Raw genomic sequence first — 19,092 nt, 5'->3', positions numbered from 1 at the left:
CCGGGTAAGGCGAAGCCGCCACCCGGCACATACCGTTACGAACGCTTATACAGCGGTAGCCACAGCGTTAACCGCAGCCCGCCCAGCGGGCTGTCGTCGGCTTTCACCCAGCCGCGGTGCTGCTGCATGGCGGTTTCTACAATCGCCAGCCCCAGCCCCGTGCCGCCGGACTCGCGGTCGCGCGCTTCGTCGGTGCGGTAGAACGGACGGAAAATCTGCTCGCGATCTTCCGGGCTGACGCCTGGACCATCGTCATCGACAATGACGGTGATCCCGTCTTTATCCACCGAAAACGCCACTTCAATCTTCGTGTGCGAGTAGCGCAGGGCGTTACGCACGATATTCTCCAGCGCGCTTTCCAGCGCGTTGGGGTTACCGTACAGCGGCCACGGGCCCGGCGGGAAGTTGACGGTGAACGATTTCCCCATCTGCTCCGCTTCGAACGCCGCGTTGTCCAGCACCTCGTGCCACAGGTGATTGGCTTTCACCGTTTCGCTCACCAGCGCGTTTTTCTGCTGGTTGCGCGACATCACCAGCAGATCGTTAATCATGCTGTCCAGACGGTGCGCTTCCGTTTCAATACGCTCCAGCTCTTTGCTTTCCCCGCTGCGGCGACGCAGCAGGGCGGTGCCCAGCTGTAAGCGCGTGAGCGGCGTACGCAGCTCGTGTGAGATGTCCGACAGCAGGCGTTGCTGGGCCGTCATCATCCGATCAAGCGCGCTGACCATCTGGTTAAAACTGGTGCCGGCGGCCAGAAACTCCTGCGGCCCGGATTCCAGCTCCGGATGCTGTCTGAGATTGCCTTGTGCCACTTCGTCCGCCGCATTTTTCAGCTTACGCGCCGGTTTCGCCAGGCTCCACGCCAGCCATAACAGCAGCGGGGAACTGACCAGCATCGTGACGATCAGCAGCAGAAGCGGACGGTCAAACAGCAGGTTGATGAAGTCGGACTGGGAACTGCTCGCAGGGCGAATCAGGTAGAGCTGGTAGTTATCTTCCCCATCCCGTACCGAGAAAGGGCCGACCATCTCTACCCGACCATATTTCTTTTTCTGTGGGTGATCGGCGTTATCCGCCTGGCCAATAAAGTTGCGGATGATCTGCATTTCATTGCGATCGGCGCCAATCACGCGGCCTTCGCTGGTAACCAGCAAAAGACGTTGTCCTGGCGGCGCCCACTTGTCGATAGCGCGAAACAGCCTGCGCCACCACATTAAATCGTTCGGCGGATCGTTTGCCAGCTCCGCTTCCACGTGCTGCTCGATCATCACGCCCTGACGTTGCTCGCTGTCGAGCAGCTCCGTCATCTGGCGTGAGTCGAGTTTTGGCAACATCAAAACGAGCATTAAAACCAGTGCCAGCGTCAGCCAGAAGATGGCGAAGATGCGGGCGGTTAAGCTGCCTATCATGAAGCAGAAACCATCAGATAACCGCGACCACGCAGGGTTTTAAACCATGGGTGACCGTCTTTACGCTCCGGCAGCTTGCGGCGCAGGTTAGAGATGTGCATGTCGATGGCGCGGTCAAACGGCGTGAGGCGTTTGCCCAGCACTTCCTGGCTTAAATGTTCACGCGATACCACCTGGCCAAGATGTTGCGCCAGTAGATACAGCAGTGTGAACTCGGTGCCAGTAAGCTCCAGCGTCTGGCCGTCGAAGCTTGCTTCCTGACGGCCCGGGTTCAGGCTCAGGGAGTCCACTTCCAGCGTTGGCGAGCTGTTGTCGGTATTCTGCTGCTGCTCGCTCCAGTGGGAACGGCGCAGGATCGCGCGAATACGGGCCACCAGTTCACGGTCGTTGAACGGCTTCGGTAAATAGTCATCCGCACCCAGCTCAAGGCCGAGAACGCGGTCAAGCTCGCTGCCGCGGGCGGTCAGCATGATAACGGGGGTCTGGTGTGTCTGGCGAAGCTCTTTCAGCGTATCAATACCGTTTTTCTTTGGCATCATTACGTCGAGCAAAAGTAGATCGATGCTGTCGTCAAGGAGACTCAGCGCCTGCTCGCCATCATGGGCAACCAGGACGTTGAAACCTTCCATGTCGAGCAACTCCTTTAAAAGGGATGTGAGCTCTCGGTCATCGTCAACTAACAGGATTTTATTCATTGTTTAAATACCTCCGAGGCAGAAATTACGACATCAAGGCTATCTAATCCATGACTTTACGTTGTTTTACACCCCCTGACGCATGTTTGCAGCCTGAATCGTAGACTGTCTCTCGTTGAATCGCGACACGAAAGATTTTGGGAGCAAGTGATGCGCAAAGTTACCGCTGCCGTCATGGCCTCAACGCTGGCGTTCAGTGCGTTTAGCCAGGCTGCTGTAGCTATCATCGGCGATAACGGTTCCTCGCAAGAGGGCGCAACGCAGCACAGCAGCCAAAGCCATATGTTTGACGGCATAAGTTTAACCGAACATCAGCGTCAACAGATGCGAGATCTGATGCAGAGGGCACGACACGACCAGCCCCCTGTTAATGTTAGCGAAATGGAGACAATGCATCGCCTTGTCACCGCAGAAAATTTTGACGAAAGCGCTGTTCGCGCTCAGGCCGAAAAAATGGCACAGGAACAGGTTGCCCGCCAGGTAGAAATGGCGAAGGTCCGCAACCAGATGTTCCACCTGCTAACGCCCGAGCAGCAAGCGGTTTTGAATGCCAAACATCAGCAGCGTATGGACCAGCTGCGTGAGGTTGCACGGATGCAGCGAAGCTCAGAAGCGACGTTTTTCAGTAGCAATAGCAGTACCCGTAGTAACCAGTAAACCCTGTTTTCCTTGCCATAGACACCATCCCTGTCTTCCCCCACATGATGTGGGGGTTTTTTTTGCCCCGCATTCTGATTTGTTAACCGTTTATTCATCCTTTGCCTCCCCATGCTTCCGTTATACTAGCGGCATGACATGACAGGAGCGTTTATGAATCAATCCTATGGAAGGCTGGTAAGCCGGGCTGCCATTGCGGCGACCGTCATGGCCTCTGGCCTGCTGCTGATCAAAATCTTTGCCTGGTGGTATACCGGCTCGGTCAGTATTCTGGCGGCGCTGGTGGATTCACTGGTCGATATCGCCGCCTCGCTGACCAACCTCCTGGTGGTACGTTACTCGCTGCAGCCGGCGGATGAAGAGCACACGTTTGGGCACGGCAAGGCGGAATCGCTTGCGGCGCTGGCGCAAAGTATGTTCATTTCTGGCTCTGCACTGTTCCTGTTTTTGACCGGTATCCAGCATCTGGTTTCACCTTCACCGATGAACAATCCCGGTGTCGGCGTGGTCGTCACGGTCATTGCACTTATAAGCACACTTGTTCTGGTAACGTTCCAGCGCTGGGTCGTTCGCAAAACGCAAAGTCAGGCTGTACGGGCGGATATGCTTCATTATCAATCTGATGTTATGATGAATGGGGCTATTCTTATTGCGCTCGGTCTGGCCTGGTATGGCTGGCATCGGGCCGATGCGTTGTTTGCGTTAGGGATTGGTATCTATATTTTATATAGCGCCCTGCGGATGGGGTATGACGCGGTGCAATCACTGCTCGATCGCGCTCTTCCGGACTCAGAACGTAACGAAATTTTTTCTATCGTGACCTCCTGGCCCGGCGTCAGCGGTGCACACGATCTTCGAACGCGGCAGTCAGGGCCGACCCGCTTTATTCAGATTCATATTGAAATGGAAGACAACCTGCCACTGGTACAGGCTCACGTTATTGCTGAGCAGGTCGAGCAGGCGATTTTGCAGCGTTTTCCTGGTTCAGACGTCATCATTCACCAGGATCCCTGCTCGGTTGTACCCGGACATGTTGGGCTTTCGTAATTCGTTGTAAAAAAGTGAGCCAGGCCAGCATTTTGTGTATAAATTACCGCCATTTGGTCTGACCTGAATCAATTCAGCCAGAAGGGATTGATATACTATTTGCAGTATTCGTTGGTCGATAAGTTTCTTCCGGCAACAGATTTCAATTTTGCATTCCTAAGTTCAGAGGTAGTCATGATTAAGAAAATCGGTGTGTTGACAAGCGGCGGTGATGCGCCGGGCATGAACGCGGCAATTCGTGGGGTTGTCCGTGCAGCGCTGACGGAAGGTCTGGAAGTTTTTGGTATCTATGATGGTTACCTGGGTCTGTATGAAGACCGTATGGTTCAGCTCGACCGCTACAGCGTGTCTGACATGATCAACCGTGGCGGTACCTTCCTTGGGTCTGCGCGCTTCCCGGAATTCCGTGACGAACACATCCGTGAAGTGGCTATCGAGAACATGAAAAAGCGTGGTCTGGACGCGCTGGTCGTTATCGGCGGTGACGGCTCGTACATGGGTGCAAAACGTCTGACCGAAATGGGCTTCCCGTGCATCGGCCTGCCGGGCACCATAGACAACGACATCAAAGGCACTGACTACACCATCGGTTACTTCACCGCGCTGGGCACCGTTGTGGAAGCCATTGACCGCCTGCGTGACACCTCTTCTTCTCACCAGCGTATCTCTATCGTTGAAGTGATGGGCCGTTACTGCGGTGACCTGACCCTGGCAGCGGCTATCGCCGGTGGTTGTGAGTTTGTGGTGGTTCCTGAAGTGGAATTCAGCCGCGAAGATCTGGTTGCTGAGATCAAAGCCGGTATCGCGAAAGGTAAGAAACACGCGATTGTGGCTATCACCGAGCACATCTGTGACGTTGACGAGCTGGCGAAGTACATCGAAACCGAAACCAAACGCGAAACCCGCGCGACCGTTCTGGGCCACATCCAGCGCGGCGGTTCCCCTGGCCCGTACGACCGTATTCTGGCGTCCCGCATGGGCGCGTACGCTATCGAGCTGCTGCTGCAGGGCCACGGTGGCCGCTGCGTCGGTATTCAGAACGAACAGCTGGTTCACCATGACATCATCGACGCAATTGAAAACATGAAGCGTCCGTTCAAAGGTGACTGGCTGGACTGCGCGAAAAAACTGTACTGATCCTTCGAGCCCTCTTCTTTCTGAAGAGGGCTTTTATTCCTTCACGTTATAGCCAATCTTTTTTTATTCTTTAATCATCGATTCGCTTTCTGGCACGCTGCATTCATCAAAACACTAAACAAGAGAGCTGGGCGATGAATAAATGGGGCGTGGGGTTAACATTATTGCTGGCATCGACCAGCGTGCTGGCAAAGGACATTCAACTTCTCAACGTGTCGTACGACCCGACGCGTGAGCTGTACGATCAATACAACAAAGCCTTCGCGGCGCACTGGAAGCAGGAAACCGGCGATAACGTGGTGGTTCGTCAGTCGCACGGTGGCTCCGGTAAGCAGGCAACGTCTGTGATTAACGGTATTGAAGCCGACGTGGTTACCCTGGCGCTGGCCTATGATGTCGACGCTATCGCCGAGCGCGGCCGTATCGACAAAAACTGGATCAAGCGCCTGCCGGATAACTCCGCACCCTACACCTCGACCATCGTTTTCCTGGTCCGTAAAGGCAACCCGAAACAGATTAAGGACTGGAACGACCTGATCAAACCTGGCGTTTCTGTGATTACACCGAACCCGAAAAGCTCCGGCGGCGCACGCTGGAACTACCTGGCGGCCTGGGGCTACGCGCTGCACCACAACAACGGTGACCAGGCTAAAGCACAGGAGTTCGTCAAATCCCTGTACAAAAACGTTGAAGTGCTGGACTCCGGCGCGCGCGGTGCCACTAACACCTTCGTCGAGCGCGGAATTGGCGACGTGCTTATTGCCTGGGAAAACGAAGCCCTGCTGGCGACCCACGAACTGGGTAAAGACAAGTTTGAGATCGTGACTCCGAGCGAATCCATCCTCGCCGAGCCGACCGTTTCCGTGGTCGATAAGGTCGTTGATAAGAAAGGCACCAAAGCGGTGGCGGAAGCCTACCTGAAGTATCTCTACTCGCCTGAAGGCCAGGAAATCGCGGCGAAGAACTTCTATCGTCCACGCGATGCGGCTGTCGCGAAGAAATACGACAGCGAATTCCCGAAACTGAAGCTCTTCACCATTGATGATGTGTTCGGCGGCTGGACGAAAGCGCAGAAAGAGCACTTCTCTAATGGCGGCACCTTCGACCAGATTAGCCAGCGCTAACGGTTAGCAAACGACACGGCGACCCGGTGTGAGAAATCCACCGGGTTTTTTATTTGGTCATCATTTTGCGTTACTCTTTTGCCTCTATTGAAAACAGGGAACGCGTTGTGAAAAAAATTATCTTATTGATCCTGATTGTCATCGCCCTTGCCGCAGGCGGCGTGTACTGGATAAAAGCGGGTAATCCGAATGCGTTGCGCCATATCGTCCTCGACCAGTGTCTGCCTAATCAGCTGCAACACCGTAACCCGGCACCCTGCGCGCAGGTGAAGCCTGACGCGGGCTATGTGGTATTCAAGGACCGCAACGGGCCGCTGCAGTATCTGCTGATGCCAACGTACCGCATCAACGGCACCGAAAGCCCGCTCCTGACCGAGCCTCATACGCCAAACTTCTTCTGGCTGGCGTGGCAGTCGCGCAGCTTTATGACCCTGAAGCGTGGCTCTGAAGTGCCGGACAGCGCTATTTCGCTGACGATTAACTCACCGACCGGACGCACGCAAAACCATTTCCATATCCATATCTCCTGCCTGCGCCCGGACGTGCGCGAGAAGCTCAACGCGGCGCAGGGAGACATCAGCACCCAGTGGCTACCGTTCCCGGGTGGGCTGGAAGGGCATGAGTACCTCGCACGCCGGGTGACGGAGAATGAACTGGTCCAGCGCAGTCCGTTTATGATGCTGGCGGAAGAGCTGCCGGAGGCGCGCGACCATATGGGACGCTTCGCGCTGGCGATGGCACAGCAGTCGGATGGTTCGTTTGTTTTGCTGGCGACCGAGCGTAACCTGCTCACGCTTAACCGCGCGTCGGCAGAGGAATTGCAGGATCATCAATGCGCTATCCTGAAGTAACCCCACTATAAATCGCGTTTACTCAGGCTGCCTGTCACCGTAGACTTGCTGAAAAAATCTACAGGAGACAGGTATGTCGCTCTGGTTAACGCATCCTCTGCTGCTGCCCTCGCTGATCGTCGGCGTCACCATCGTGCTGTGGGCGACGTCGCTGTTGCCGGAATTTATCACCGCGCTGCTGTTTTTCACGGCGGCGATGACCGCCAGAATCGCCCCGCCGGAGGTGATTTTTGGCGGTTTTGCCTCGTCGGCTTTCTGGCTGGTCTTCAGCGGCTTTGTGCTCGGCGTGGCGATCCGTAAAACCGGTCTGGCGGACAGGGCCGCCCGGGCGCTGTCGGCAAAGCTCACCGACTCCTGGATGCTGATGGTGGCGAGCGTGGTATTGCTCAGCTACGCGCTGGCGTTTGTGATGCCGTCAAACATGGGGCGTATTGCGCTGCTGATGCCCATTGTCGCGGCGATGGCGAAACGCGCCGGTATCGCCGACGGCTCCCGCGCCTGGTTCGGCCTTGCGCTGGCAGTCGGCTTCGGTACCTTCCAGCTCTCGGCCACCATTCTGCCCGCCAACGTGCCTAACCTGGTCATGAGCGGCGCGGCGGAAGGCTCGTACGGCATTCACCTGAACTATGTCCCGTATCTGCTGCTGCACACGCCGGTACTCGGTATTCTCAAAGGCCTGATTCTGATTGGCCTCATCTGCTGGCTGTTCCCCGGCAGCCCGAAACCGGCGAAGGATTTCACGCTGTCTGAACCGATGGGGCGTGACGAAAAACGACTCGCCTGGCTGCTGGTGGTGGTGCTGATGATGTGGGTGACGGAGAGCTGGCACGGCGTGGGGCCGGCGTGGACGGGGCTGGCGGCCTCGATTATCGTTATGCTGCCGCGCATTGGTTTTATCACCGGCGAGGAGTTCTCGGCGGGGGTAAATATGCGCACCTGCATTTACGTTGCGGGTATTCTCGGGCTGGCGATCGTCGTGACGCAAACGGGTATCGGAGCGGCCGTAGGCGAGGCGCTGCTGCGCATAATGCCGCTGGATGCGGACAAACCATTCACCAGCTTCCTGGCGCTGACCGGAATGACTACGGCACTCAACTTCATTATGACTGCCAACGGCGTTCCGGCGCTGTACACCACGCTGGCGCAGAGCTTCTCGGATGCGACCGGTTTCCCGCTGCTGTCGGTGATCATGATTCAGGTACTGGGCTATTCCACGCCGCTGCTGCCGTATCAGGCGTCGCCGATTGTGGTGGCGATGGGGCTAGGAAAGGTGCCTGCAAGGGCGGGGATGGTGCTCTGCCTGGCGCTGGCGATTGCGACGTATCTGGTGCTGCTGCCGCTGGATTATCTGTGGTTTAGCGTGTTAGGGCGTTTGTAGCGGCGGGTAAGCGCAAGCGCCCCCCGCCACAACAGCATTACGCCTGTTTAGCCGCTTCTGCCGCTTTAACGATCACCGCGAAAGCGTCCGCTTTCAGGGATGCACCGCCAACCAGCGCGCCATCGATATCTGGCTGGGTGAACAGCTCAGCAGCGTTGGAGGCGTTTACGGAGCCGCCGTACTGGATGATCACTTGCTCAGCCACTTTCGCGTCGGCTTTAGCAATGTGGTCACGGATGAATTTGTGAACTGCCTGAGCCTGCGCAGGGGTAGCAGATTTGCCGGTACCGATCGCCCAGACTGGCTCGTAAGCGATAACCGCGCCTTCGAACGCTGCCGCGCCCTGCGTTTTCAGCACGGCGTCGATCTGACGTGCACACACTTCTTCGGTTTTGCCCGCTTCGTTTTCCGCTTCGGTTTCACCGATGCACAGAACCGGGATCAGACCCTGCTCTTTCAGCACGGCAAATTTCTTCGCGATGAACTCGTCAGATTCTTTGTGGTAGGTGCGACGCTCGGAGTGGCCGATGATGATGTATTTCGCGCCGATATCTTTCAGCATTTCAGCGGAAGTTTCACCGGTGAACGCGCCAGACAGGTTAACGTCAACGTTCTGCGCGCCCAGCACGATGTGGCTGCCGTCAGCGGCACGTTTAGCCAGATCCAGGTACATATCCGGCGGAGCGATAGCAACCGCGCAGCCGGTCACGCCAGCCAGCTCTTTACGCAGGTTTGCAACCAGTTCGTTTACCATGTGGCGGCTGCCGTTCAGTTTCCAGTTACCCATCACTAAAGGATGTCGCATTTCAATTCTCCACGCTAAATAAGCGAATTAAGGAATATGGCCGCCCTGTCGGGCAGCATGGTCTGTGAATCAGTATAGAGATTTTCCCTCGAAAGGCTTTGCTTTTTGTCATTAATTGGCCCCGCCAAGAGTGTCAGATAGCGCCAGCTTAATCGGTTCAACGGCGAAGGTCAGTCCTTTTTCGCCGTTATCCGCCACTACATAGCGAATCGCGCCTTCGGTTGTGGCGTAGTACCGCTTGTTTTTACCGGCGGCCAGCAGCTTTTGCAGCTTTTGCTGGCTCTGCTTTTTCGTCAGCGCAGGCGTAAACGCCTGCAGCACCGCGCTCATGTAATCAAGCGCCTTCGATTTAGCCGCTTTCTGTTCTGGCCCCTGAATCGGCAGCCAAGTGATTTGCATACTTTTGATTTTTAACGTACCGCGCTCCAGCGCCGTGGAAGCATACAAATTCTCGTTAATCTTGCTCGCTGCACGGGTCAGTGTAGGGGTATCGCGCGAGCTATCAATGGCGCGAAACTCATCCAGCGGCAGCCCTGGGTTGGCCTGATTGAAAGCTTCGCGAAACTGGCTGATGGACTGATCGAAAGACGGTGCGCCCGCCAGCAAATACGGCGCAGTGGTGGGGGCCGCGGTGTTGGCGGCGTGCAGCGGAAAACCCGCGCCGAGCATCGCTAAACACAGGAAAAGAGAATGTGCCGAATTTTTCATCAACATTGCACCTGGCCGTAAGTGCTCATGATTAAAACGATATCTGGTCGGCTTGTCAAAAGGTCACAACTCCAGGGTAAAATGCGGGCTAAACGATAATAAGGAACCTTACATGACCATACAGCAGTGGCTGTTTTCATTCAAAGGGCGTATTGGACGCCGTGATTTCTGGGTCTGGATGGTGACGTGGGTCGTCGCCATGCTGCTTCTTTTTTTCGTTGCTTATAACGCCTGGCTGAGCACGCAAACGGCGGCATTTGCACTGGTCTGCCTGCTATGGCCAACGGCGGCTGTCGTCGTGAAACGGCTGCACGATCGCGGCCGCTCAGGCGCGTGGGCATTTTTGATCATACTGGCGTGGATGCTGGTGGCAGGGAACTGGGCGATGCTGCCTTCCATCCTGCCGTGGGTCGTGGGCAGGCTGCTGCCGTCGGTCATCTTCGTGATGATGATTGTCGATCTGGGCGCGTTTATCGGCACCCAGAGCGAAAATAAATACGGTAAAGATACCGTCGAGGTGAAATACCGCTGATCACCAGTAGTGTTCGGCGGTCATATGGCCCGGCCGGCGGCGAAGATGTTTCGTCATCTGCCGGGTATCCTTCAGAAGCTGCTGCGTGTCCCGGACCATCTGCGGGTTACCGCACAGCATGACGTGGCTGGTTTCGGCCGTCATCGGTAAACCCATCGCGTCTTCCAGTGCGCCGCTCTCAATTAACGCCGGTACGCGACCGGTAAGCGCTCCTGCTACGGTTTCGCGGCTGACTACCGTCTGAATCTTTAACTTTCCGCCGTACTGCTGTTCCAGCGCCTGCATCTGCGGGAGATAGCTTAAATCTGCGGCATAGCGTGCGGCGTGCACCAGCACGATGTTTTTGAAGCGCTCCAGATCCTTACCGTACTGCAAGATAGAGAGATACGGACCGATGGCCGTGCCGGTTGCCAGCATCCAGAGCGTGTCGCAGTCAGGGATCTCTTCGAGCACAAAGAAGCCTGCCGCTTCGCTCACAATCTGCACATCGTCGCCGGGCTGAAGGGCGGCAAGGCGCGGGCTGAGCTTACCGTCAGGAACGGTGACCAGATAGAACTCGAGATCCGGGTTATCCGGCGCGTTAACGTAAGAGTAGGCGCGCTGCACGCGCTCGCCGTCGACATCCAGACCCAGCTTGGCAAATTGCCCGGCCTTAAACGGGTGAACGGGAGCATGCAGGGTGAGACTAAATAGCGCATCGGTCCAGAATTCTATCTTTGTGACTTTACCTGTTACCCAGTCCGCCATGATCTTCTCCTGTGCTGTTTCTCTGTTCTATCTTCCGTACTTGTGGGAAACATTTCCAGCCCCTTCGGGCCGGAAAGCTCTATCGATCAAACGGTTTTACAGAATGTGCGTCTGCACGTCCGGGTCTTTACGGTCGAGATAGTGAATGGACTGAATGCGTCGGATGGTGCGCGATTTACCGCGGATCAGCAGCGTTTCAGTGGTCGCCATGTTGCCCTTGCGGGTGATGCCGTCCAGCAGATCGCCTTTGGTGATGCCGGTTGCAGAGAAGACGACGTTATCGCTGCGCGCCATGTCGTTCAGCGCCAGTACTTTATTGGCTTCGATGCCCATCGCTGCGCAGCGCGCCAGCTCGTCCTCACCGATACGACGGTTTTCGTCGCTGTCGCCTTTCACCTCATGGCGCGGCAGAAGGCGCGCCTGCATATCGCCGTCCAGCGCGCGGATCACCGCCGCAGAGACCACGCCTTCCGGCGCGCCGCCGATGCCGTAAAGCACGTCGACTTCGCTGTCCGGCATGCAGGTCAGAATAGAGGCGGCAACGTCGCCATCCGGAATGGCAAACACGCGCACGCCGAGTGCCTGCAGATAAGAGATGGTGGCGTCATGGCGCGGTTTGGCCAGAATGGTCACGGTGAGTTCGTTGAGCGGTTTAGCCAGCGCCGCCGCGATATTGCGCAGGTTGGCGTCCAGCGGCAGGCTGAGATCGATTGCACCTTTCGCACCAGGGCCGACAATCAGCTTTTCCATGTACATGTCCGGCGCGTTGAGGAAGCAGCCTTTATCGCCCACGGCCAGCACCGCCAGGGCGTTGGCCTGGCCCATCGCCGTCATGCGCGTGCCTTCGATCGGGTCCACCGCGATATCCACCGCATCGCCTTTGCCGGTCCCGACCTTTTCACCGATGTAGAGCATCGGCGCTTCGTCGATCTCGCCTTCACCGATGACGATAGTGCCGTCGATGTTGACATGGTTAAGCACAATGCGCATGGCGTGGACGGCCGCGCCGTCTGCGGTGTTTTTGTCGCCACGACCCAGCCATTTATAGCCTGCAAGGGCGGCTGCTTCGGTGACGCGGGAAAACTCGATAGCAAGTTCACGTTTCATGAGGGACTCGTACAATCAAAAGGAATTGCACGAAGTTTATCACAGAGTGGGGAAGGGGGAGGGGACCGGTGCTGTTGGAGCCCCTCACCCTAACCCTCTCCCCAGGGGAGAGGGAATATTGGCTTACTCTTCGTGCTCTTCCCACGCCAGGGCGCGTTTCACCGCTTTCTTCCAGCCGCTGTAGCGGTAGTTGCGCTCGGTGGTTTCGATGCCAGGGCGGAATTCGCGTTCGATGACCGCTTTCTCCTGCAGCTCGTCCAGGTTCTGCCAGAAGCCGACCGCGAGACCCGCAAGATACGCCGCGCCCAGTGCCGTCACTTCACGTACTTCCGGGCGCTCAACGCGGGTGCCCAGAATATCGGACTGGAACTGCATCAGGAAGTTGTTGGCCACCGCGCCACCGTCCACGCGCAGGGCGTGCAGACGAATGCCGGAGTCAGCCTGCATCGCTTCCAGCACGTCGCGCGTCTGGTAGGCGATGGATTCCAGGGTGGCGCGGATGATGTGGTTTGAGTTCACACCGCGCGTCAGGCCGAAAATTGCGCCGCGGGCATACGGGTCCCAGTACGGTGCGCCCAGACCGGTGAACGCTGGCACCACGTACACGCCGTTGGTGTCTTTCACTTTGGTCGCGAAGTACTCGGAGTCAAACGCATCGCTGATCAGCTTCATCTCGTCGCGCAGCCACTGAATAGATGCGCCCGCCATAAACACCGCACCTTCCAGGGCATAGTTCACCTCGCCGCGCGGCCCGCATGCGATGGTGGTCAGCAGGCCGTTTTCTGATTTCACCGCTTTCTCGCCGGTGTTCATCAGCATAAAGCAGCCGGTGCCGTAGGTGTTCTTCGCCATCCCTTCCTTGACGCACAGCTGGCCGAACAGCGCCGCCTGCTGGTCACCGGCGATACCGGCGATAGGAATACGGGTGCCGCCTTTACCGCCGATGTTGGTCTGGCCGTAGACTTCAGACGACTTACGCACTTCAGGCAGCATCGCGCGCGGAATATCCAGCGCGTCCAGCATCTTGTCATCCCACTCCAGGGTGTTGATGTTGAACAGCATGGTGCGCGAGGCGTTAGTGTAGTCAGTAACGTGGACACGTCCCTGAGTCATCTTCCAGATAAGCCAGGTATCGACGGTACCGAACAGCAGCTCGCCGCGTTTTGCACGCTCGCGTGAACCTTCTACGTGGTCGAGGATCCACTTCACTTTGGTGCCGGAGAAGTACGGGTCAACCACCAGGCCGGTGGCGCTACGCACGTACTCTTCCATCCCGTCACGCTTAAGCTGTTCGCAGATCTCTGACGTACGGCGGCACTGCCAGACGATGGCGTTGTAAATAGGCTTACCGGTTTCGCGTTCCCACACCACGGTGGTTTCACGCTGGTTGGTAATACCGATAGCGGCAATCTCGTCGGAACTGATATCGGCTTTCGCCAGCACTTCCACCAGCGTGGAGCTTTGTGACGCCCAGATCTCCATCGGGTCGTGTTCTACCCAGCCTGGACGCGGATAAATTTGCTCAAATTCGCGCTGTGACACGCTGACGATATTCGCGTCATGATCCATTACGACAGCGCGGGAGCTGGTAGTGCCCTGGTCGAGCGCAACGATATATTTTTTTTCGGTCATGGTATGTGTCCCGTAGTCAGATTACAGCGAAGCTTTTTGTTGTGCGGTAGAAGTCGTTTCCTTCTCCTCTTCCACACAGGTGTCGCACGGTAAGTGGCGACCAATTAATTTGCGATAGCCAAATGCACCCAGTGCCGCCCCTACGACTGGTCCGAACAGCGGTACCAGGAAGTAAGGAATATCTTTGCCGCCGGTGAAAGCCACGTCGCCCCATCCTGCAAAGAAGGCGAAGGTTTTTGGACCCAGGTCACGCGCCGGGTTCATCGCAAACCCTGTTAACGGCCCCATGGACGCACCGATGACGGCGATCAGCAGGCCAATCAGCAATGGCGCCAGCGGGCCACGCGGAATGCCGTTACCATCATCGCCCAAAGCCATAATGACGCCCATCAGAATAGCGGTAATCACCATTTCAACTGCGAACGCCTGCACAAAATTGATATGCGGGTTAGGGTAGGTTGAGAAGATGCCTGCCAGATCCAGACTCTCGACGCTGCCGCGCACCATATGATGCGTCTGTTCGAAGTCGATGAAAAGATTGTAATAAAGCCCGTAAACTAACGCCGCTGCGCAAAACGCGCCGGCAAATTGAGAAATAATGAAGGGAACAACTTTGCGTCCGTCGAAGCACGCGAACAGCCACAGTGCGATAGTCACCGCCGGGTTAAGATGTGCGCCAGAGACCCCTGCAGTCAGGTAGATGGCCATCGCCACGCCCAGACCCCAGATGATACTGATTTCCCACTGACCAAAACTGGCACCCGCCACTTTCAGTGCAGCGACACAGCCCACTCCGAAGAATATCAACAACCCGGTACCAAGGAACTCGGCAATGCACTGGCCTTTTAAGGTTGATGTCTGACTCATAATCGGAATCCTGAAGAAATTGATGTTTATTGTTAGCGTGGCCGCCCGTGACAGCCACGATGCCCTGTAGACATAGTGTTAATTTATCGTTAACGAGCAAAAACGAGAAATATCGAAATTAAAATGTGTGGTCTGTGTCAATAAAATGAGCGTTTTCGCGCCATAAAGCGCGTTTTTGCATCAGTCGCGCACGGTGAGCTGAATCATTTTTTTAACGAATGGGTTAACAACTTAGAGGTATATGCCGCGAACGCACCAGGACGAGGCCGAAAAGTGTTGCAAACCGCGATCTGCGTGGCATGCCGCTGGACAGGGGCGACTGCGCTCCATACAATCGGAACATATGTTGTGCGCGTTTACGTTAAAGCGTCGCCTTGCAATTCAGGAGAGGTAGGATCATGTCTTTAGAAGTGTTTGAGAAACTGGAAGCGAAAGTACAGCAGGCGATTGACACCATCACGCTGCTGCAGATGGAAATTGAAGAGCTGAAAGAGAAGAACAACAGCCTGGCGCAGGAAGTTCAGAACGCTCAGCACGGCCGCGAAGAACTGGAGCGCGAAAACAACCAGCTGCGTGAACAGCAGAACGGCTGGCAGGATCGCCTGCAGGCTCTGTTGGGACGTATGGAAGAAGTCTGATTCCCACTGGGGATGAACTGAACAGGCCGGGTAAGGCGACGCCGCCACCCGGCTTTTTTATATTTATCGCGAACACAATTAGGATTTTATAAAGGTTCTAAGGGATTGCCCAAGGTTAGACGAGAGTATGATGAAGTTCCTTGGTGTTAGTCTGTAAGACTTCCCAATGGACCGCGAATCCCGAGGGACAAAAAAACCGCCACATTGCTGTTGGCGGTTTTTTTATGGTTCACGCTTATGGTTTTATTACTCGATATCCAGCGGATCTTCAGAAAGGATAATGCCGGTATTATCGGCGTAGAGATGATCGCCTGAGAAGAAGGTCACGCCGCCGAAGTTAACGCGCACGTCGCTTTCGCCGATACCGTCACCCGCGGCCCCTACCGGTATGGCCGCGATGGCCTGAATCCCGATATCCAGGTCTTCGAGATCGTCCACCTGACGCACGGAGCCGTACACCACGATGCCTTCCCACTCGTTCTGGACGGCAATGCCGGCCAGTTCAGCATCAATCAGTGCGCGACGCACGGACCCGCCGCCGTCAACCACCAGTACGCGGCCACGGCCGTTCTGTTCGAGCAGATCGTACAGCAACCCGTTGTCCTCGAAACATTTCACCGTGACGATTTGACCGCCAAACGACGACCGCCCACCAAAGTTGGAGAACAGCGGTTCAACGACGTTGACATCTTCCTGGTAGATGTCACAAAGCTCGGAGGTATCGTATTTCATAGGTTTAACGCTCAGTTGCTGCGAATGTGTTCAGTATATCGTGCGAAATGCGTTGTTGGCAAAATCATCAATTGTTAATTGATATTTATCAGCTAACTGAGCGTCTGGCTTAACACAATCCCAATGACGAACAACAGGTTAGTCAGCAGCGCGCCTTTTACCGTTCGCTCCAGCATCGGCGGCATGGCTGCCGGGCTGAGTTCACGCATCACAAAGCGGGCCTGCTTAACCAGCAGCGGCGCGGCAAGCACAAACAGCCAGCCCCACAGACTGTGCAGGGAAATTAGGTTAAACAGCGCCAGGCAAACCAGCGCGCCAATAAGCAGGCAGGCATGATAGCGGCGCGCATTCACCGGCCCCAGACGCACCGCCAGCGTGTTCTTACCGTTCTCACGATCGCTGTCGATATCGCGTAGATTATTGATATTGAGTACCGCCGTCGCCAGCAGGCCGCAGGCGGTCGCCGGGAGGAACAGGGCAGGGATCACCGTATGCGCCTGTAAGTACCAGCTCCCCATTACGCTCAGCCAGCCGAAGAACACCAGCACAGAGATATCCCCAAGGCCAATATAGCCGTAAGGGCGCGTGCCGACGGTGTAGGTGATGGCCGCGATGATGGCGAGCAGGCCCAGCACCAGGAAGCCAATGAAATCGCTGGTAGTTTTCGAGGCGACCGTCACCAGCGCCAGGCCAGATAAGCAAATCAGCACCACGGTGATAGTCAGCGCACGCTTCATCTGTGCCTGGGTGATCACCCCCTTTTGCATCCCGCGCAGCGGCCCGATACGGTCAGGCTTGTCGCTGCCTTTTACCGCATCGCCATAATCGTTCGCGAGGTTAGAGAGGATTTGCAGCAGCCCGGCGGTAATGAGTGCCAGACCTGCCACCAGCGGATCGAAATGCCCTTGCCACCAGGCAAGCGCGGTGCCGACAATAATGGCGGCAAAAGCCAGAGGAAGCGTTTTAGGGCGCAGACTTTCGAGCCACGCCTGAGTACGGCTGATATCAGTCATAGTAATTTAGCCAATAAAAATGGGGGCCTTAGCCCCCATTAACAGTGATGAGAATGCAGTAACCGCGATTATAGGATAAAACGGCTCAGATCTTCATCTGCCACTAACGCATCCAGATGTTTGCTCACATAGTCTGCGTCGATGGTAATGGTTTGACCGTTGAGGTCGCTCGCGTCATATGAGATGTCTTCTACCAGGCGTTCCAGCACGGTGTGCAGACGACGCGCACCGATGTTCTCGGTGGTTTCGTTGACCTGCCATGCGGCCTGGGCGATACGCTTGATACCGTCTTCGGTGAACTCGAGGTTCACGCCTTCGGTCGCCATCAGCGCCTTGTACTGTACGGTAGCAGAGGCGTTTGGCTCCGTCAGGATGCGCTCGAAATCTTCGGTGGTCAGCGCCTGCAGCTCAACGCGGATAGGCAGACGACCCTGCAGTTCGGGGATCAGATCCGACGGGCTGGCTACCTGGAATGCACCGGAAGCGATAAACAGAATGTGGTCCGTTTTCACCATGCCGTGCTTGGTAGAGACGGTGCAGCCTTCAACCAGCGGCAGCAGATCGCGCTGTACGCCTTCGCGGGACACGTCCGGACCAGAGCTGTTGCCGCCGCGCTTACAAATTTTGTCGATTTCGTCGATAAACACGATACCGTGCTGCTCAACCGCGTCGATAGCGTCCTGCTTCAGCTCTTCCGGATTCACCAGCTTCGCCGCTTCTTCTTCAATCAGCAGCTTCATCGCGTCTTTGATTTTCAGCTTACGCGCTTTCTGCTTTTGGCCGCCCAGGTTCTGGAACATGGACTGCAGCTGGCTGGTCATTTCTTCCATGCCCGGAGGCGCCATGATTTCCACGCCCATCGGCGCGGCCGCGAGGTCGATCTCAATCTCTTTGTCGTCCAGCTGGCCTTCACGCAGTTTTTTGCGGAACGCCTGACGCGCGGCTGAAGGCTCAGCCTGCTGTTCAGCCTGGCCCCAGTTGTTTTTCGCCGGTGGGATCAGCACGTCGAGAATACGCTCTTCGGCCATCTCTTCCGCGCGGTAGCGGTTTTTCTCAATCGCCTGGACGCGGACCATCTTAATCGCAGAATCGGTCAGGTCGCGGATGATAGAGTCCACTTCTTTACCCACATAGCCCACTTCGGTGAACTTGGTGGCTTCAACTTTGATGAACGGCGCGTTCGCCAGCTTCGCCAGACGACGGGCGATTTCGGTTTTACCGACGCCGGTCGGGCCGATCATCAGAATGTTTTTCGGGGTGACTTCGTGACGCAGCTCTTCGTCAAGCTGCATACGACGCCAGCGGTTACGCAGCGCGATGGCCACGGAGCGCTTGGCGTTATCCTGGCCGATAATGTGTTTGTTCAGTTCGCTGACAATTTCGCGTGGGGTCATTTCAGACATGGGAGATCCTTACGCTTTGGAGGTCAATTCTTCGATGGTGTGGTTGTGGTTGGTATAGATGCAGATATCACCTGCAATATCCAACGCCTTCACCGCGATATCACGCGCGTTCATGTCGGTATTTTCCAACAGCGCGCGGGCTGCAGCCTGGGCATAAGGGCCGCCAGAGCCGATGGCAATCAGGTCGTTTTCCGGCTGAATCACGTCACCGTTACCGGTGATGATAAGCGAAGCGGTTTCATCCGCGACCGCCAGCAGCGCTTCGAGCTTGCGCAGCATACGGTCGGTACGCCAGTCCTTTGCCAGCTCAACGGCAGCTTTCACCAGATGACCCTGGTGCATTTCCAGCTTGCGTTCAAACAGTTCAAACAGCGTGAAGGCATCCGCCGTGCCGCCTGCAAAACCGGCGATCACTTTGTCGTTGTAGAGACGACGGACTTTCTTCACGTTGCCTTTCATGACGGTATTACCCAGCGTGGCCTGGCCATCACCGGCAATTACCACCTGGCCGTTACGGCGTACACTTACTATTGTTGTCACGAGCAGACCCCCTGGTTACAGATTCGGGAAACAGAAGCCCTGAGCCTGTGCTCAGGGCTGAATTAAATGA

At 56.3% G+C, this 19,092-nt stretch carries 20 protein-coding genes; 8 read left to right on the top strand and 12 right to left on the bottom strand.

What is annotated here, in order from left to right; all coding sequences use genetic code 11:
• Positions 1-35 precede the first annotated feature (35 nt).
• Both cpxA and cpxR read right to left on the bottom strand, forming a co-directional pair.
• Positions 36-1,409 carry an envelope stress sensor histidine kinase CpxA gene (gene cpxA / locus INF73_RS00715; RefSeq protein ID WP_003862003.1) on the bottom strand — a complete coding sequence of 458 codons (1,374 nt, stop codon included), beginning with the start codon at positions 1,407-1,409 and terminating at the stop codon, positions 36-38.
• Positions 1,406-2,104, bottom strand: coding sequence for an envelope stress response regulator transcription factor CpxR (cpxR, locus tag INF73_RS00710; RefSeq protein ID WP_006179159.1), 699 nt, complete (start codon positions 2,102-2,104; stop codon positions 1,406-1,408). The genes cpxA and cpxR overlap by 4 nt, the downstream gene beginning before the upstream one ends.
• Positions 2,105-2,254: 150 nt before the next feature.
• Here cpxR and cpxP point away from each other — a divergent pair, with 150 nt between their 5' ends.
• The 6 genes from cpxP (at position 2,255) to INF73_RS00680 (ending at position 8,298) form a co-directional block, all read left to right on the top strand.
• Positions 2,255-2,761: a cell-envelope stress modulator CpxP gene (gene cpxP / locus INF73_RS00705; protein ID WP_028014854.1), complete on the top strand. Its 507-nt coding sequence runs from the start codon at positions 2,255-2,257 to the stop codon at positions 2,759-2,761.
• A 153-nt stretch (positions 2,762-2,914) separates the two neighbouring features.
• Positions 2,915-3,808, top strand: coding sequence for a CDF family cation-efflux transporter FieF (gene fieF / locus INF73_RS00700; RefSeq protein ID WP_028014853.1), 894 nt, complete (start codon positions 2,915-2,917; stop codon positions 3,806-3,808).
• Positions 3,809-3,982: 174 nt separating this feature from the next.
• On the top strand, positions 3,983-4,945 hold the full coding sequence (pfkA, locus tag INF73_RS00695; RefSeq protein ID WP_028014852.1) for a 6-phosphofructokinase: 963 nt from the start codon (positions 3,983-3,985) through the stop codon (positions 4,943-4,945).
• A gap of 134 nt (positions 4,946-5,079) precedes the next feature.
• Complete coding sequence (locus tag INF73_RS00690; protein WP_028014851.1) at positions 5,080-6,069, top strand: sulfate ABC transporter substrate-binding protein; 990 nt, start codon at positions 5,080-5,082, stop codon at positions 6,067-6,069.
• Between the two features lie 107 nt (positions 6,070-6,176).
• On the top strand, positions 6,177-6,920 hold the full coding sequence (locus INF73_RS00685) for a CDP-diacylglycerol diphosphatase (protein WP_045630631.1): 744 nt from the start codon (positions 6,177-6,179) through the stop codon (positions 6,918-6,920).
• 73 nt (positions 6,921-6,993) lie between these two features.
• A complete protein-coding gene (locus INF73_RS00680) occupies positions 6,994-8,298 on the top strand; it encodes an SLC13 family permease (protein ID WP_136484724.1) in 1,305 nt (434 codons plus the stop codon).
• Between the two features lie 37 nt (positions 8,299-8,335).
• On the opposite strand, the gene tpiA is transcribed toward INF73_RS00680, so the two are convergent.
• The gene (gene tpiA / locus INF73_RS00675; protein WP_006808674.1) at positions 8,336-9,103 is read right to left on the bottom strand and encodes a triose-phosphate isomerase; all 768 of its coding nucleotides are present in this window, start codon (positions 9,101-9,103) and stop codon (positions 8,336-8,338) included.
• A 111-nt stretch (positions 9,104-9,214) separates the two neighbouring features.
• Positions 9,215-9,811, bottom strand: a complete 597-nt coding sequence (locus INF73_RS00670; protein ID WP_041911791.1) for a DUF1454 family protein — start codon at positions 9,809-9,811, stop codon at positions 9,215-9,217.
• A gap of 112 nt (positions 9,812-9,923) precedes the next feature.
• Here INF73_RS00670 and INF73_RS00665 point away from each other — a divergent pair, with 112 nt between their 5' ends.
• A complete protein-coding gene (locus INF73_RS00665; protein WP_028014847.1) occupies positions 9,924-10,343 on the top strand; it encodes a DUF805 domain-containing protein in 420 nt (139 codons plus the stop codon).
• Here INF73_RS00665 and fpr read toward each other — a convergent pair whose 3' ends face one another.
• From fpr to INF73_RS00645, 4 genes are all read right to left on the bottom strand, one after another.
• Positions 10,344-11,090, bottom strand: coding sequence for a ferredoxin--NADP(+) reductase (gene fpr / locus INF73_RS00660; RefSeq protein ID WP_193542577.1), 747 nt, complete (start codon positions 11,088-11,090; stop codon positions 10,344-10,346).
• Between the two features lie 96 nt (positions 11,091-11,186).
• Positions 11,187-12,197, bottom strand: coding sequence for a class II fructose-bisphosphatase (gene glpX, locus INF73_RS00655; RefSeq protein WP_193542579.1), 1,011 nt, complete (start codon positions 12,195-12,197; stop codon positions 11,187-11,189).
• A 123-nt stretch (positions 12,198-12,320) separates the two neighbouring features.
• The gene (gene glpK / locus INF73_RS00650) at positions 12,321-13,829 is read right to left on the bottom strand and encodes a glycerol kinase GlpK (protein WP_028014844.1); all 1,509 of its coding nucleotides are present in this window, start codon (positions 13,827-13,829) and stop codon (positions 12,321-12,323) included.
• A 21-nt stretch (positions 13,830-13,850) separates the two neighbouring features.
• Positions 13,851-14,696, bottom strand: coding sequence for an MIP/aquaporin family protein (locus tag INF73_RS00645; protein ID WP_028014843.1), 846 nt, complete (start codon positions 14,694-14,696; stop codon positions 13,851-13,853).
• A gap of 398 nt (positions 14,697-15,094) precedes the next feature.
• Here INF73_RS00645 and zapB point away from each other — a divergent pair, with 398 nt between their 5' ends.
• The gene (gene zapB / locus INF73_RS00640; protein WP_028014842.1) at positions 15,095-15,334 is read left to right on the top strand and encodes a septal ring assembly protein ZapB; all 240 of its coding nucleotides are present in this window, start codon (positions 15,095-15,097) and stop codon (positions 15,332-15,334) included.
• Positions 15,335-15,580: 246 nt separating this feature from the next.
• Here zapB and rraA read toward each other — a convergent pair whose 3' ends face one another.
• From rraA to hslV, 4 genes are all read right to left on the bottom strand, one after another.
• Positions 15,581-16,066: a ribonuclease E activity regulator RraA gene (gene rraA, locus INF73_RS00635; protein ID WP_014885702.1), complete on the bottom strand. Its 486-nt coding sequence runs from the start codon at positions 16,064-16,066 to the stop codon at positions 15,581-15,583.
• A 92-nt stretch (positions 16,067-16,158) separates the two neighbouring features.
• The gene (gene menA / locus INF73_RS00630; RefSeq protein WP_193542593.1) at positions 16,159-17,085 is read right to left on the bottom strand and encodes a 1,4-dihydroxy-2-naphthoate polyprenyltransferase; all 927 of its coding nucleotides are present in this window, start codon (positions 17,083-17,085) and stop codon (positions 16,159-16,161) included.
• A 62-nt stretch (positions 17,086-17,147) separates the two neighbouring features.
• Positions 17,148-18,482, bottom strand: a complete 1,335-nt coding sequence (hslU, locus tag INF73_RS00625) for an HslU--HslV peptidase ATPase subunit (RefSeq protein ID WP_028014840.1) — start codon at positions 18,480-18,482, stop codon at positions 17,148-17,150.
• Positions 18,483-18,491: 9 nt separating this feature from the next.
• Entirely contained in the window at positions 18,492-19,022 is a 531-nt protein-coding gene (gene hslV, locus INF73_RS00620; RefSeq protein ID WP_014072345.1) for an ATP-dependent protease subunit HslV, read from the bottom strand.
• Positions 19,023-19,092 lie beyond the last annotated feature (70 nt).

The organism is Enterobacter cloacae complex sp. P6RS (assembly GCF_014982245.1).
Taxonomy (GTDB): Bacteria; Pseudomonadota; Gammaproteobacteria; order Enterobacterales; family Enterobacteriaceae; genus Enterobacter; species Enterobacter bugandensis.
This window is presented reverse-complemented; position numbering and strand designations above follow the sequence as displayed.